This is a genomic window from Paracoccus indicus (genome assembly GCF_003056335.1).
Lineage (GTDB): Bacteria > Pseudomonadota > Alphaproteobacteria > Rhodobacterales > Rhodobacteraceae > Paracoccus > Paracoccus indicus.
Genome location: NZ_PYWA01000001.1, coordinates 190,815 through 204,835 on the forward strand (window position 1 = coordinate 190,815; position 14,021 = coordinate 204,835).

At 67.0% G+C, this 14,021-nt stretch carries 16 protein-coding genes; all 16 read left to right on the forward strand.

From position 1 onward, the window contains the following. Window position 1: 1 nt before the first annotated feature. The 16 genes from DDE75_RS00990 (at window position 2) to DDE75_RS01065 (ending at window position 14,016) form a co-directional block, all read left to right on the forward strand. Window positions 2–205 (forward strand): phage head-tail joining protein, encoded by a 204-nt coding sequence (locus DDE75_RS00990; protein WP_108500521.1) that lies wholly within the window; start codon window positions 2–4, stop codon window positions 203–205. Then, window positions 206–1,663: a phage portal protein gene (locus tag DDE75_RS00995; protein WP_108500522.1), complete on the forward strand. Its 1,458-nt coding sequence runs from the start codon at window positions 206–208 to the stop codon at window positions 1,661–1,663. Further along, on the forward strand, window positions 1,647–3,758 hold the full coding sequence (locus DDE75_RS01000; RefSeq protein WP_162798854.1) for a head maturation protease, ClpP-related: 2,112 nt from the start codon (window positions 1,647–1,649) through the stop codon (window positions 3,756–3,758). The genes DDE75_RS00995 and DDE75_RS01000 overlap by 17 nt, the downstream gene beginning before the upstream one ends. A 79-nt stretch (window positions 3,759–3,837) precedes the next feature. Then, window positions 3,838–4,170, forward strand: coding sequence for a DUF2190 family protein (locus DDE75_RS01005; protein WP_108500524.1), 333 nt, complete (start codon window positions 3,838–3,840; stop codon window positions 4,168–4,170). Further along, the gene (locus DDE75_RS01010; protein ID WP_108500525.1) at window positions 4,170–4,496 is read left to right on the forward strand and encodes a head-tail joining protein; all 327 of its coding nucleotides are present in this window, start codon (window positions 4,170–4,172) and stop codon (window positions 4,494–4,496) included. Before DDE75_RS01005 ends, DDE75_RS01010 begins: the two co-directional genes overlap by 1 nt. 2 nt (window positions 4,497–4,498) lie before the next feature. Then, the gene (locus DDE75_RS01015) at window positions 4,499–4,921 is read left to right on the forward strand and encodes a hypothetical protein (protein WP_108500526.1); all 423 of its coding nucleotides are present in this window, start codon (window positions 4,499–4,501) and stop codon (window positions 4,919–4,921) included. Between the two features lie 23 nt (window positions 4,922–4,944). Beyond that, window positions 4,945–5,370, forward strand: coding sequence for a phage tail tube protein (locus DDE75_RS01020; protein WP_108500527.1), 426 nt, complete (start codon window positions 4,945–4,947; stop codon window positions 5,368–5,370). A 5-nt stretch (window positions 5,371–5,375) separates the two neighbouring features. After that, complete coding sequence (locus DDE75_RS01025; RefSeq protein WP_108500528.1) at window positions 5,376–5,759, forward strand: hypothetical protein; 384 nt, start codon at window positions 5,376–5,378, stop codon at window positions 5,757–5,759. Window positions 5,760–5,791: 32 nt separating this feature from the next. Then, entirely contained in the window at window positions 5,792–6,082 is a 291-nt protein-coding gene (locus tag DDE75_RS01030) for a hypothetical protein (RefSeq protein ID WP_108500529.1), read from the forward strand. 11 nt (window positions 6,083–6,093) lie between these two features. Beyond that, entirely contained in the window at window positions 6,094–8,385 is a 2,292-nt protein-coding gene (locus DDE75_RS01035; RefSeq protein WP_162798855.1) for a phage tail tape measure protein, read from the forward strand. Continuing rightward, a complete protein-coding gene (locus tag DDE75_RS01040; protein ID WP_108500531.1) occupies window positions 8,382–9,155 on the forward strand; it encodes a hypothetical protein in 774 nt (257 codons plus the stop codon). The genes DDE75_RS01035 and DDE75_RS01040 overlap by 4 nt, the downstream gene beginning before the upstream one ends. Continuing rightward, window positions 9,146–9,739, forward strand: a complete 594-nt coding sequence (locus DDE75_RS01045) for a hypothetical protein (protein WP_108500532.1) — start codon at window positions 9,146–9,148, stop codon at window positions 9,737–9,739. The genes DDE75_RS01040 and DDE75_RS01045 overlap by 10 nt, the downstream gene beginning before the upstream one ends. After that, the gene (locus DDE75_RS01050) at window positions 9,736–10,119 is read left to right on the forward strand and encodes a DUF6950 family protein (protein WP_162798856.1); all 384 of its coding nucleotides are present in this window, start codon (window positions 9,736–9,738) and stop codon (window positions 10,117–10,119) included. The genes DDE75_RS01045 and DDE75_RS01050 overlap by 4 nt, the downstream gene beginning before the upstream one ends. Further along, complete coding sequence (locus DDE75_RS01055; RefSeq protein WP_108500534.1) at window positions 10,112–10,723, forward strand: hypothetical protein; 612 nt, start codon at window positions 10,112–10,114, stop codon at window positions 10,721–10,723. Before DDE75_RS01050 ends, DDE75_RS01055 begins: the two co-directional genes overlap by 8 nt. 165 nt (window positions 10,724–10,888) lie before the next feature. Beyond that, complete coding sequence (locus DDE75_RS01060; RefSeq protein WP_108500535.1) at window positions 10,889–12,346, forward strand: phage tail protein; 1,458 nt, start codon at window positions 10,889–10,891, stop codon at window positions 12,344–12,346. A gap of 98 nt (window positions 12,347–12,444) precedes the next feature. Further along, the gene (locus tag DDE75_RS01065) at window positions 12,445–14,016 is read left to right on the forward strand and encodes an SGNH/GDSL hydrolase family protein (RefSeq protein WP_162798857.1); all 1,572 of its coding nucleotides are present in this window, start codon (window positions 12,445–12,447) and stop codon (window positions 14,014–14,016) included. Window positions 14,017–14,021: the final 5 nt, after the last annotated feature.

A 14,021-nucleotide genomic window follows, 5' to 3' on the forward strand; every position in this document is an offset into this window, starting at 1 on the left:
CATGGCCTATACCCAAGCCGATGCCGACCGGCTCCGCGGCGCCATTGCCAAGGGCGTGGCCTCGGCCGAGCTGAACGGCGAGAAGCTGACCTTCCGGTCGCTCGCCGACATGCGCGCCACGCTGGCGATGATCGAGGCCGAGCTGGCCGGCGCGGTGGGCGGTGCGGCCCGCGTCAGCTATCCCCGCACCACGCGGGGTCTCTAAATGAACCTGATCGACCGCACCATCGGCTTCTTCGCGCCTGCCGCGGGTCTGCGGCGGGCGACGGCACGCGCGCAGACCGCGGTGGTGATGAACTACGACGCCGCCTCGCGGGGGCGCCGCACCTATGGCTGGAAGGCCCCGGCCACATCGGCCGATGCGGCGGCCTTCGGGTCGCGCGAACGCCTGCGCCAGCTGTCGCGCGACATGGTCCGCAATCGGGCCTATGCGGCGCGTGCCCGCGATGTCATCGTTGCCAATGTCGTAGGTGAAGGCATCGTTCCTTCGGTTCGTGCCGGCAGTGACGACATCAAGGCGCTGGTGAAGGATCTGGTCGAGCGTCACCTCCTGAACGTGCGCTTCGACGCGGGTGAGGAATATGACCTGCTGGAGATGCAGCAGATCTGCATCTCCACCGTCTTCACCGATGGCGAGGTGCTGATCCGCCGGCGCATGCGGCGTGGCGGATTTGGTCGGCATCTGGCTTTGCCCTATCAAGTCGAGCTGGTCGAGGTGGATTGCCTGGACACCACGGTCCAGAGCTGGGGCGAGAACCTGGTGGTCGAGGGGGTCGAATACGGGCCCACCGGCGCGATCGAGGCCTATCATCTCTTCAACGAACACCCCGGTGCGGTGCGACACCGCAAGCCGCTGCAATCGACCCGTGTGCACTGGTCCGACATCATTCACCTGCGCCGCTTCGATCGTCCCGGCCAACTGCGCGGCGTGCCTTGGCTGGCGCCCGTGATGATGACCTTGGGCGAGCTCGGCGATTACCAGGAGGCGCAGATCCTCAAGCAGCGCATCTCGGCGCTGATGGCGATCGTTCTTAAATACGCGACCGGCTCGACCCGGCCCGCCAATGCCGGATCGGGGCTGGAGGATCTGGCCCCCGGCGCGGTGGTCGAACTGCCCGAAGGGGCAGAGCCCACCGTGGTGCAGCCGCCCTCCGTCGATGGCTATGACGAGTTCATGGGGCGCGGGTTGCGCACCGTCGCAGCGGGGCTTGGCATCACCTACGAGGCGCTGACCGCCGATCTGCGCGGGGTGAACTTCTCGTCCGGCCGCATGGGGCGCAACGAGATGGACCGGCTGGTGCGCATGTGGCAGCGCGGCTTGATGATCATGCAGCTGGGCGAAGGCATCGAGCGCTGGTTCCGCGAGGGCCTGCTGCTGGCCGGATATCGCGATCTTGACTTTACCCTCGACTGGACGCCGCCCCGTCGCATCCTGGTCGATCCTGTCAAGGAGATCCCGGCGATGATCGAGGAGGTCGACGCCGGGCTGAACAGCCGCCAGGGCGTCCAGCGCGAACTGGGTCGTGATCCCGACCGGATCCGCGAGGAGCGTCAACAGGACGCGGAGGCCGATCGCAAATACGGCATCGCAGCAGACAAGACAGCCAAACAACGGTCGGACCCCAAATCGGAAAAGGACGATGATGATGCGAACGGGCAGTGACCTGATCTTCAACGGCGAGCTGATCCTCAGCGGCAGCGTGATCGACGATAGCCAAGTCGGCTGGATGTGGGAGGAGGATGTGTTCTTCGCGCCATCGCTCGTCCGCCAGGCGCTTGGGCAGTTGAGCGAAGGCCGCGTGACGGTCCGGATCAACTCGGTCGGCGGTCACGCGAATGCGGGTGAACAGATCCGCGCCATGCTGGCCGCCCATCCCGGTGGCTGCCGGATCATCGTCGAGGGGCTTGCCGCCTCGGCGGCCTCCCTGATCCTGATGGCCGGGGTCGAGCGGATCATGTCGGCAGGTTCGCATATCATGATCCACGATCCCCTGGGCGTGATCATCGGCAACGAAGACGATGCCCGCCGGCATGCGGACCATCTCTCGCTGGAAGCCAATACCTATGCCGCCGTCTATGCGGCCGCATCCGGAAAGACGGTCGAGGAGGTCCGCGCGCTGATGAAGGCCGAGACCTGGTTCGGCCCGGAAACTGCGGTCGCGGAGGGTTTCGCCGACCGTGTTGAGGAACCCGTGACGGCCATCGCAATCGAGGTTCCCCGCGAAATGACCGCCGCCCGGCAGCATTACATGGCTGGCTGCGCCCAGCTGCGCGAGCGGCTGGCGGCCAACAACCCACAGTCGCGTGCTGCACGGCCCGCGTCTTCCCCCGCCGCCGCTGGCGGTCAATCCACCATGGAGGGCAACATGCCTCAGGACGACACGAACCCGACGCCGGCGGCAAACCCGGCCACCCCGACGCCGACCCCTGCTCCGGCTCAGATGCAGGCCAGCCCCGACAGCATCGTCGCCCAGGAACGCGCCCGCGTGCGCGCCATCCGCGAGATGTCCGCCCCTCATGTGACCTCGGGTCGCCTGATGCAGGCCGATGTCGATGCCTTGATCGATGAAGGGGTCGGGGCGAACGAGGCTGGCACCCGTCTGATGGCCACGATGGCCGCGCAGGAACCCCTCGGCCGCAGCGCGCCGCAGGGCAACGGCCCGCGCAGCAGCATCCAGCGCGATGAGGGCGAGACCCGCGTCACCGCGATGATCGGCGCGCTGATGGGCGAGACCGAGGGACCCGCTACCCAGTTCCGCGGCATGCGCCTGCGGCATCTGGCGATGGAGCTGGCCGGATCGGGTCGTGGCTACAACGATACCGACACGATCCGCCGTGGCATGCGCGCCACATCGATGATGGGCGGGGCTTACGGCGTCAGCGACTTCGCCTATATCACCACCGAGGTGATGAACCGATCGCTGCAGCAGGCCTATCAGCGCCGCAATGCCAGCTGGCAGCTGGTGACCGGTGCCCCCCTGACCGCGACCGATTTCCGCGAGTTGCACTCGGTGCGCTTCGGTGGCGACTTCAGCCTGAAGCCGGTCAAGGAAAACGGCGAATACCAGTCGGCAGTCCTTGCCGATGAAACCGAAGGCCTGAAGGTCGAGCGCCGGGGCCGCACCATCAACCTGACCTTCGAAGCGGTGGTGAACGACGACATGGGGGCCTTCCAGCGCATCCCCACCGAGTTCGCCATGGCCGCGCGCACCATGGAGAACAGCATGGTCTGGTCGCTGCTGCGCGCCAACGCCAAGCTGAAATCGGATGGCAAGGCACTGTTCCACACCGATCATGGCAACCTGGCCGGATCCAATGCCGCCATCACCGCCGCTGCGGTCGCCGCCGCGCGCAAGGCCATGTGGGAGCAGCGTGCCTTCGGCACCGCCGACAAGGACGACTTCCTGCAGATCGAGCCGGACCGCCTGATCGTGCCGCCTGCGCTGGAGCTGGTGGCGCTGCAGTTCGCCACCCTGACCACGCCGGCAACCGACGGCACGACCAACCCCTACAAGGCCAGCCTGACCCCTGCCGTGGTGCCGAACCTCGGCGCGGCGGCCGGCGGATCGGACACGGCCTGGTATCTGATCTCGTCGGACATGCCGCCGATCGCGCATGCCTATCTCGAGGGCTACGCGGCTCCGACCGTGCAGACCATCGAAGGCATGAACCCCGACATGGTCGTCATGAACGCCCGCCATATCTTCGGGGCCGCCGCCGTCGAGCACCGTGGCGCCTACAAGAACGCCGGCGCGTAAGACCGCCCGCATCCAGGCTCGATGACCGCGCCGCCCTCGGGCGGCGCTGGTCGTTCACCCCCATCATGAGGACTGCGAAATGAAGAATTACGTGCAACCGGGTGAGAACATCACCCTGACCATGACTGCGGACGTTGCCTCGGGTGCAGGCGTGCTGATCGGTTCCATATTCGGCGTCGCCCAGGGCAAGGCGCTGGCCGGTGAAGACCTGGTCCTGGTACGCCGCGGCATCTTCGACATGCCGAAGACCGCGGCGCAGGCATGGACCGTCGGTGCGAAGATCTACTGGGATGACACCAACAAGGTCTGCACCACGACCGCGACCGGCAACACACTGGTGGGTGCCGCGGTCGATGCGGCGGCGAACCCCTCGGGCGTGGGCCGGGTGCTGCTTGACGGCGTGATCCGCTGATGACCGGCTTCTTCGACGGCATGGCGGGTACGCTGTCGGGGATCTTTGGCGCCACCGTTCAATACGCCCCGCAGCGGGGCGTGTTGCGCGACATCGGCTCGATCTTCCGCGAGCAGCCGATCGAGGTGACCGGCGCGGATGGCCAGGTAGTGCTGATCGATGCGCCGACCTGGCGGGTCGAGCGGCACCTGGTGCCGGAACTGGCCCGCGATGACCAGATCCTCCTGCCCGATGGGCGGCTCTTCAAGGTGACGACGGTGCATCGGAGCGGATCGCCCGCGGAAGATGCCTTCGTCATTGCCGAGCTGCACCGGGTGGAGCTCTGATCATGGCCCATTACCGCAGCACTTTCCGTGCCACCGCGCGGGCGGCTCTGGCCGCCCATCCGCATTTTGCCGGCGTGCAGATCCTGAAGGTCTGGCCGGGCAGCGTCGATGCCGCCAGCCTGCCGGTGATCGGCGTCCTGACGCCCCAGGAACCCAGCCAGCGCGACAGCCAGCGATCGGTCACCCGTCGCACGCTCTTGCAGATCGCGCTGCGCCGCATCGGCGGCGACGAGATCGAGGACGTGCTGGACGAGGACAGCGCCATGATCGAGGCGATCATCAACGATGCCCTGCGGTCTGGCGAGACCCGCGCCCAGCTGGAGGAGACCTCGATCGTCAGCCACAGCCAGTCGGAGGCATTCGTCGGCACCCTTGTGATGAGCTTCCGGCTGCAAACCTGGCAGCCGGAAGCGACCCTGACCTGAACCCAAACCAAGGAGCATGACGCATGGACGGCATGATCGGCTATGAATCCACGGTGCGCATCGGGCGCACCCCCTCGGGCGGCGGTGCGCCCGTGATGACCGAACTGGCGCTGGTGGGCGATATCGAGGCCCCCGACGAGCAGGTCGACGAGGTGCAGGTCACCCATATGAAGTCGCCCGGCCGACGCCGCCAGTTCATCGCCGGGCTGATCGACAGCGGCGAGGTGACCGTGCCGATGAACTACATCCCCGGATCGCCGACCCATCTGCTGCTGAGCGAGATCAAGGCATCGGGCGAAGAGGTGCTGATCGAGTTCACGCTCGGGAAGACCGGCGAGCCGGAGACCTTCAGCGGCTTCCTGAAGGGCTATGCCCGCACTGCGCCCATCGACGACAAGATGACGGCCAGCGCCACCTTCCGCCTCTCCAGCTTCATCATCGCGGAGTGATCCGCATGGCAAACGTGACGGGCATCATCGAGACGAAGCATGCCGGCGCGACGTATCGGCTGACGCTCGGCATGTCGGGGCTGGCCAAGCTGCAGGAGGAATATGGCAAGGGTCTGGAGCCGCTGATCGCCATGGCCGAGGAGGGGCAAGTGCCGGACTTCGCCGTGCTGCTGCGGGTCACGCAGGTCGCGCTGGAACGCTTTCACTCCGACGCCGACCCCTACCTGGCCGATGACCTGTTGGCAGCCGACATGGGCGTCGCCGTCGCGGTCATGAATGCCGCTTTTGCAGGGCTTCAGGCGGCCACGCCGGGAAAGGCCGGGGGCGCGACCGCGTCGGGAAAGGCCACCGCGCCCCGCGGCAAGGCAAAGCCCGGCAAGCGGGGCTGAACATTCCCGAGCTCTACGAGGCCTGGCTGACCTTGGGCCTCGATCCCGACCGCTTCTGGCTGATCACCCCCGGCCTCTACATGATCGAGACGGGGGCCGCGCGCGCTCGTCTCGAGCGGCGGGACGAGATGACCCTGACCGCTGCCTGGCTGACCGCCAGCCTGCAGCGGGCCAAGAAAATCCCGCCGCTGAAGACGCTGCTGGGACGGGCCGATGCGAAGTCCGATATCGGCTTCTACCTGGCCGGGGCCAAGGCCGCCCTGCCCAAGGTCAAACTGAGCGACTGGATGGCCCGAAAGGCCAAGGTCCCGCCCCCTGAATAACGGAGAGTTCCATGTCGTCATCGCGTCTGATCGGTCGGCTTCGCGTCGTCATGGGGCTGGACGATGCGCGCTTCCGGCAGGGGCTTGGCGATGCCGCAACGGGGATGCGCCGGCTTGGCCAGGATCTGCAGCGGGTCGGGGCCGGCATCTCGGCCCGGGTGACGGCCCCAATCCTGGCGGCCGGTGCGGCAACGACGGCCGCATTCGTCAGCAGCGCCGACAACTTGGCCAATCTGCAGCGGCAATCCGACTTGGCGGGCATGTCCGCGCAGGACTTCAAGATCGCCGCGATGACCGTGCAGGATTACGGCATCGAGCAAGACAAGCTGGCCGATATCCTGAAGGACGTGAACGACAAGTTCGGCGACTTCGTGGCCACGGGCGCCGGGCCTTTGGCCGACTTCTTCGATAATATCGCACCGCAGGTCGGGCTGACCATCGACAGCTTTGAGGGGCTGTCATCCTCGGATGCGCTGGCGCTCTATGTCACGGCACTGGAAGACGCCAATGTCAGCCAGGCCGAGATGACCTTCTACATGGAGGCCTTGGCCAGCGATGCGACAGCGCTGATCCCGGCCTTCCGCAACAGCGGTGAAGAGATCCGCCAGACCGCCAAGCGCGCCCGCGAGCTGGGCCTCGAGATCAACGAGAGCCTGATCCAGGGCGCGCGCGATGTCCGCAAGGATTTTTCGCTGGTCTCCGGGGTTCTCTCGACGCAGCTGCAGCAGGCGATCATCGGTCTCGCGCCGGTCATGGCCACGCTGATGACCGAGCTGACGCCGCTCCTCGAGGGGATGATGCAGGGGGTGGCGCGGCTGGCCGAGTTCACCACCAAACTGGCTGCGGCCAGCCCGGAGGCGCTTGGCTGGGGCATCGGCCTCACGGTCGCGGCCGCGGCCATCGGTCCCTTCCTTGCGGGCTTGGGCTTCATGATCAGCGGCATCGTCTCGGTGGGCAGTGCGCTCGCGAAGGTCACGGCGCTTCTGCTTGCCAACCCGATCGGGCTGGCGGTGGCCGGCATCGCAGGGGCAGCCTATTTGATCTATCGCAACTGGGAGGAGGTCGGGCCTTGGTTCACGCGGCTTTGGGCCGACGTGCGTCAGATCTTCTCGGGCTTCGGGCAGTTTCTCTCAGGGGTCTTCAAGGGTGACTGGTCGGGTGCTATCGACGGGCTGAAGACGGCATGGGACGGTCTCAAATCCTATTATCAGACCCTGTGGGACGGCATCAGGGGCGTCTTCACCGCTGCTTGGGAACAGGGCATCAAGCCGATCACCGACAAGCTGGGGATGACCGAGGCGATCGAGCGTGGCTGGGAACGCCTGAAGAACTTCTTCACCACCCTATGGGACGGCATCGTTGCATCCTTCGAGGCGGCATGGGCGCGGATCGAGCCGATCGTCACCAAGGTCTCGAACGCCGTCACCGCCGTCACCGATGGCCGCAACCGCCTGCAGGGCAGCCGCGACGGGCCCATCAGCAGCGGCTATGACCCTTCGACCGATCCCGGCGATGCTGGACTGATCCTGCCGCCGGCCGGGGGTGATGTCGCCGCTGGATACGCCGATGGCGTGAATGCTGGCCAAGGGGCCGCTTATCAGGCCGGGGCTGCGCTTGGTGCGGCCACCGAAGAGGGGCTGCGCGATCAGACCGAGACGCGCTCGCCCTCGCAGCTGATGAAGCGCATTGGAGGCTATCTTAGCCAAGGTCTGGCACTTGGCATCGACGAGGGGGCCGTGTCGGTCAACGCAGCCGGTGCCGGGCTCGGGCAATCCTTCGCCGATACCATGACGCCTTATTTCCAGCGGGTGATCGATGGCACGATGAGCGTCAGGGATGCCTTTGCCAGCATGCTTTCCGATATGGCTTCACGGCTGATGTCGAGTGGCCTGAACAACCTTCTGAATGGCATCGGCGGGGCCTTGTTTGGAGGCGGCGATGCGCTCGCTGGTGCGCTGCAAGGCGCAGGCCTGAACGCCATCCCCGCATTCGCGCGCGGCACGCCCTTCTCTCCTGAGGGCCTTGCGCGGCTGAACGAACGCGGCGGCGAGATCCTGAACCTGCCGCGCGGCACCCAAGTGATCCCGCATGACATCTCGAAGCGCATGGCCGATGGCGCGGCGGGCGGTGGTCATATGCGGGTCAGCCTGTCGCCCGAACTGGTCGGAGAGGTCCTGGATCAGGCCGGGCAGAACAGCATGCGCATCATGCAGGAAGCCGCGCCGGGGATCCGGCGGGCGGCGGTCAGCACCGTCCAGCGGGGCAGCGCCAAGACCAAATCCTTCCTCGGGAGCCACGGATGAGCATCTTCGTCTATCCTTGGCCGCCGGTCGGGGCGGTGGGGTCGGAATGGACCTCGGACCAGCCCGTCTCGCGGCTGCGTTCGGGCATCACGGGGCGCGATGTCATGCAGGCGTCTCAGCGCCGCCGCCGCATGGCCACGCTGATCGTGTCGTCGCTGGCCAACGGGCGCGCGGGCGCGGGCTACTGCGAGATGCTGAAGCAGCTCTTGGACGGGGGCGTGCATGCCGTGCGCCTGCAATCATCGCCGATCAACTGGTGGCTGGACGAGCTGGACCGCCAGAGCCCGGAGCTGAACCCGACGCTTATGACCTGGCAACGCCCGCCCGAGGCCATCGCCTGGCAGCAGGACGGTGCACCCATCACCTGGGTGGTCGGCGGCTCCGTCCTTGGCGGCACGCCCACCACCTCGGGGCCGTGGGGATATCTGCCGGTCACAGGCCTGCCCCCCGGCGTCACGGTGGCGCGTCCGGGTGATTTCATCCGCATCACCTCGATGAGCGATCCCGGGATCTGGGAGATCGCAAGGGTGATGCGGCCCGCCACGACGAACGGCGCGGGCGCCGTGACGCTCAAGCTGGACCGCACGCCGACGATCGCGGGCGGCAGGGTGAACATGGCCGGCCAGGACGAGGGCGTCTTCCGGGTCGAAGGCGATCTGCCCCGCGCCGTGCAGCCCGTCAGCGGCGACTGGCAGTACAGCTGGACCTTCCGCGAAATCTTCGCCGATGAGGTCGGTGGCTTCGAGGAAAGGCCCGGCACATGGACCTGAAGCGCGGCACGCCCGCCGCCATGCTGGCCGCCATCGCGGGGCCGTGGTTCCACCCGGTCATCCTGGCCGAGATCGACTGGCCCGGCGCCCCGCTGTTCGCCCATAGCGGCGAGGGCGAGATCCTCCATGCTGGCAGGACATGGCAGGGCGTCGGCAAGTTCGGATCCGTGGACATCCCCGAGGAAGTGATGACCGCCGTTCCGTCCGAGTTCACCATGGAGCTGGTCTCGGACTTCCCGGACCTCGAACCCTATACCGACACCGTGATCCGCGGACGCCTCGGGCGGGTGCTGCTGGGGGCCACGACGACGCCCGGCGGCAACGACCTGATCGGCGCGGTCGAGATCATCACCGGCACCGCCGACGGCCTGGTAATGCGCGTCGAGATCGAGGACGAGAACGGCAGGCGTCGCGTCTTCTACCGGTTGACCGTGACGATGACGACCGGACCCTCAATGCGCAGCGCCGCCGCCATCGCCCATAGCGACGAGGACCAGCGGCGGGCCTTCCCGAACGACACCGCAGGCCGCCACCTGATCCTGGCCGAGGCCACCGCCCAGAAGACGCTCTGGCCGGAACCGTGACGCCGGACAGGGTGATGGCCGAGGTCGAGCGGGTGATGCTGCGCCCTTTCGAATGGGGCCCCTGCGATTGCTGCAGCGCCGCCTGCGCGGTCTTCCATGCCCTCTGGGGCATCGACCCCATGGCGCCCTTCCGGGGCTACCGGGGGGCGCTGTCTGCCGCGCGGCTGATGCGGCGGCACGGCGGCCTGGAAGTGATGGCCGGGATGATGGCCGACCGCGCGGGGCTGATCCCCGGCCATCGCATCGGCGGGTTGGCCATATCGCCTGCCGCCCTGCGCCACCGCGCGATCCTGATCTGCATCGAGCCCGGTCTCTGGGCAGGTAAATCCAAACACGGCTTCGCGATGCTGCGGGCCGCCGCGAAGGGCTGGCATGCATAGACTGCTGTTCATCACCACGGCATTGGTCGGCGTGACCCTTGCCACACCCGCGCCCGCGGCCCCTGTGGGAACCTGGGTGGCCACTGCCATCTTCGGGGCGGCGGCTGCCGGGACGGCGACCTTCGCCCTTGTCGCGGGCGTCGTTTCCATGGCGATCTCGGTCGGCATCAGCATGATCGTGCAGGGCATGCGTAGCAAGCCAAGGCAAGAGGCCGTCCGGCAGGAACTGACACGCCCGACCTCCCTGCCCGCCTATCGCTTCGTCTATGGCAAGACCTGGGCGCCGGGGACGCCGGTGGCCTGGACCGTCAGGGGCAAGCGGCTCTATATCTGCTACCTGCTGAACAGCCGCCCCTCGGCGGGACCTTTCACCGTGCTTTTCGACAAGCGCGAGGTCGAGAAAGAGGGTGACGAGTTCGACTTCGGGCCGAACGGCGGCGCGGTGGCCACGAACGAACCCTTCGGCAAGACCCTGACCGGCAGCGTCATCAGTCCGGGCATCGATGACGTCGTCACCTATTGGATCGGCCGTGGTGACCAGACCACCTGCCCCGCAGCCATCGTGGCCGAGACCGACGGGCATTTCAGCGCTACCGATGCCTGACAGGGCCGCACGGTCCTCTGGGCGCGACTGAACTGCGGCAAGGACGAAGATCGCCAGCAGCGCTGGCCGACCACGCCACCCGAGCTGAACGTCGACGGGAACTGGTCGATCGTCACCGATCCGCGCGACGGCCGGCAGAAGTTCAGCCGCAACCAGGCGCTGATCGTGCTGGACGCGCTGCGCACCAACCCGCTGCGGCCCTATGCCGACGATTACCTGCGGCTGGACAGTTTCGAATGGGGCGCCGATGTGGCGGCCGAGGCGATCGGCACCCGCGCCGGCGGCACCATCCCGCGATACCGTGTCGACGGCGTGCTGGTCTTTTCGGACGGCACGGAACTGGAGGACCAGCTGCAGCCGCTTCTGGATGCGGGCGCGTCGCGGTTCTCCCGCATCGGCGGGCGGCTGGCGCTGGTCCCGGCCACGCCGCGGGCCAGCGTGGCGACGATCACCGATTTCACCACCGGCCAGCCGCCCGAGTTCATCCGCTGGCGGTCCGCCGACCAGCTGGTGACCGAGGCCGTCGCCCGCTATCCCGCCCCCGACCGCGCCTATGAGAGCGCCGAGACGCCGGTTCATGTCATCCCCGGCGCGCAGGCGCAGGACGGGGGCATGCCGAAGCGCCTGACGGTCGACCTCGATTTCGTGACCGATGGTCGCCAGGCGCAGCGGATCGCCAAGATCATGGCGATGCGGTCGCGGATGCAGCGCGGCATCACGGCCGAGCTGTTCCCCGACAGCTTCGACCTTGTGTCGGGGTCGATCGCCACGGTGCAGCTGGGCCCGCCCTATGGATCATGGGACGGGCTCTACGAGGTCGAGCAGATCGCCCCCGCCGCGGGGGCCAACGACGAGACCTCGGTCACCATCCGCCTGCCGACCGTCCTGCGCGAGGAAAGCCCCGCGATCTATGCTTGGAACCCGGGCAGCGAAGAGCAGGTGATGAACGATGCGGGCGATCTGCCCACCCTGCAGAAGGTCCAGCCCCCCGCCGCCGTCTCGGTCGTCACCGGCACGCCCGCGGCCGAGACCAGCGGCGATACCGTCATCCCGGGGGTCACTGCCGCATGGTCGGCATCGGCTTCCGCCTCGGCCACCGGATACCTGTGGGAATGGCAGACCCGTCCGCCCGGGGGATCATGGAGTGTCTGGCGATCGGGCGGCGCGCTGGATCTGTCGGCCGCCGATGGCGTCGGCGTCTATGCCGCCACCCTGCAATGGCCACGCATCGACAACGACTATCGCCTGCGCGTCCGCACCTTGGGCACCTGGGGGCAATCGGCATGGCGGCTGTCGGATGTCATCACCGCCGCCGGTCCCGCCGACAGCGTCGATGATCCGCCCGCACCGTCCGCCAAGGCGCAGGGCGGCACGCGCATCGACATCACCGCCACGCAGGCCTCCGACAACCGGGCCCGCAAGCTGTTGATCTACGGCAACGACGTGGACAGCCCGCTGACCGCCACCCTGCTGGTCATCGTCGATGCCGGCGCATCCGCCAGCGTCACCCGGTCCGAGACCGGCCTGACGAGCGGCACCACCCGCTTCTACTTCGCCCGCGCCCGCGACCAATGGGGCAACCTGTCCGGCTTCTCGGGCAGCGGCTCCGCCACCACCGCCTGACATCCAAAGGAGCTGCCATGCCGGCACCAGCCTTCTCTCCGACCCTGACCGGGTCGGCCACGCTCAAGACTGCCTCCTGGACGGAGTTCGTCGCCGAGGTGCAACGCGTCATCGATCTGCTGCAAGCGGGAAAGGCCGACATCGCCGACTCGGGCAAGCTGTTCAACAACCGCCTGTCGGCGGTCATCGCGGGGCAGGAGAACCTACCCGCCCAGATCGGTCGGATCCTTGTGTCCGAAGGCGACTACCTGGTGGTGCGCGGGCAAGGGCTGACCGACGACGATCCGCTCTTCGAGACGCAGCCTTCGTGGGGCGTGGCGGCCCGCTACCCTTCGGTCGGCTTCATCGACGCGCTGCTGCGCGTGACGAACCCGGCCCCCGCCATGGTGCCGCTGTTCAGTGATGCCGCCGCGAATGTGGCCGTCTGGCTGAACGAGGGCATGCTGGACGCGGCAGGCATGGCCCCCGGCCTTCGCGATCTGGCCGTGCAGGACGTGTCGCGCAAGGTGACGCCAACGGCGGCGCTGGTGCCGGTCCTTGGCGCTGGCGGTCAGGTCCTGATCTGGGCGGACGCCGAAGGTCTGGTTATCCCCGGCTACCGCCGCGACGGCGATGGCGGGGATCGGGCAGCCAGCGTGACCGATGGCGCATCGCTGCACCGCGTCCGCACGCGCCTGGCGCAGATCCGTGCGGGCGTTCCCGGTGCGAAGCTGAAGATCGCGGGCATCGGCGACAGCTGGTGGGAAATGCCCATAATTTCGCGTGCGTTTCGGGCGCGGCTCGACGAACGCCTCGGCCTCTCGGGGGAAGGTTTTCGGCCTGCGGCGAGTGGCAGCACTGTCGGTCCCGCGACGTGGTCGCAGTCTGGATGGTCTGGAACCGACGGCAGCTCGTTCGACTTCGACCCCATTTATGGATCTGGGCCTGATGGAAATACGGTTTGGACGAATACTGCATCCGCGACCATGGCATTGGTAGGCGTTGTCGCAACAGAAATGCAGATCTACAGCTACGAGCACGGTGGAACTTGGCGATATCGCGTTGACGCCGGTCCATGGGTGACGGTCAACAACACGTCCTCAGGGGCGTTCAAGACGACGTTGATCGGTGGCTTGTCGGACGCTGCCCACACGCTCGAAATCGACACCACGGGCAATGCCGGTGTTGTTTCCATGGCGGGCATCTACACCACGCGCAATGTCAACGGCGCGGAAGTCCTGAAGTTCGGGAACGGCGGAACCATCGGCGCAAGGATGATTAACTACATCGACTATGTGACCGCTCCGATGGCAGACATGCAGCCCGATGTCGTGGTTCTGATTTTGGGAACCAACGATTACCGAAACTCACTGTCGACGCCCCAAAACTACATTGCAGCGCTCGATGCCATGGTCTCGGCATGTCGTGCGGCAGTTCCTGACATTGGTTTCATCATCTGCGTCCCTCCGCAGACCGATGGCGTGGCAAGGATCCCCCTGTCCGAATATCGCGACGCAGCGAGGATGTGGTGCGCTGAAGAAGGGCACGAATACATTTCCCTGTTCGACCGTTGGTCGGATTACGCGACTGCAAACGGCCATGGGCTGTTCCTCGACAGCCTGCATGTCACCCAAATCGGTGCCGATGTGCTGGCCGAGGACATCCTGACAAACTTCATCTTCAAAGGATAAGCGCC

What these genes read in the sequence shown, in the direction of transcription:
- DDE75_RS01035 (WP_162798855.1), top strand. Translation starts at nt 6,094, where the DNA reads ATGTCGTCATCGCGTCTGATCGGTCGGCTTCGCGTCGTCATGGGGCTG.
- DDE75_RS01040 (WP_108500531.1), top strand. Translation starts at nt 8,382, where the DNA reads ATGAGCATCTTCGTCTATCCTTGGCCGCCGGTCGGGGCGGTGGGGTCG.
- DDE75_RS01000 (WP_162798854.1), top strand. Translation starts at nt 1,647, where the DNA reads ATGCGAACGGGCAGTGACCTGATCTTCAACGGCGAGCTGATCCTCAGC.
- DDE75_RS00990 (WP_108500521.1), top strand. Translation starts at nt 2, where the DNA reads ATGGCCTATACCCAAGCCGATGCCGACCGGCTCCGCGGCGCCATTGCC.
- DDE75_RS01020 (WP_108500527.1), top strand. Translation starts at nt 4,945, where the DNA reads ATGGACGGCATGATCGGCTATGAATCCACGGTGCGCATCGGGCGCACC.
- DDE75_RS01015 (WP_108500526.1), top strand. Translation starts at nt 4,499, where the DNA reads ATGGCCCATTACCGCAGCACTTTCCGTGCCACCGCGCGGGCGGCTCTG.
- DDE75_RS01025 (WP_108500528.1), top strand. Translation starts at nt 5,376, where the DNA reads ATGGCAAACGTGACGGGCATCATCGAGACGAAGCATGCCGGCGCGACG.
- DDE75_RS01010 (WP_108500525.1), top strand. Translation starts at nt 4,170, where the DNA reads ATGACCGGCTTCTTCGACGGCATGGCGGGTACGCTGTCGGGGATCTTT.
- DDE75_RS01055 (WP_108500534.1), top strand. Translation starts at nt 10,112, where the DNA reads ATGCATAGACTGCTGTTCATCACCACGGCATTGGTCGGCGTGACCCTT.
- DDE75_RS01045 (WP_108500532.1), top strand. Translation starts at nt 9,146, where the DNA reads ATGGACCTGAAGCGCGGCACGCCCGCCGCCATGCTGGCCGCCATCGCG.
- DDE75_RS00995 (WP_108500522.1), top strand. Translation starts at nt 206, where the DNA reads ATGAACCTGATCGACCGCACCATCGGCTTCTTCGCGCCTGCCGCGGGT.
- DDE75_RS01005 (WP_108500524.1), top strand. Translation starts at nt 3,838, where the DNA reads ATGAAGAATTACGTGCAACCGGGTGAGAACATCACCCTGACCATGACT.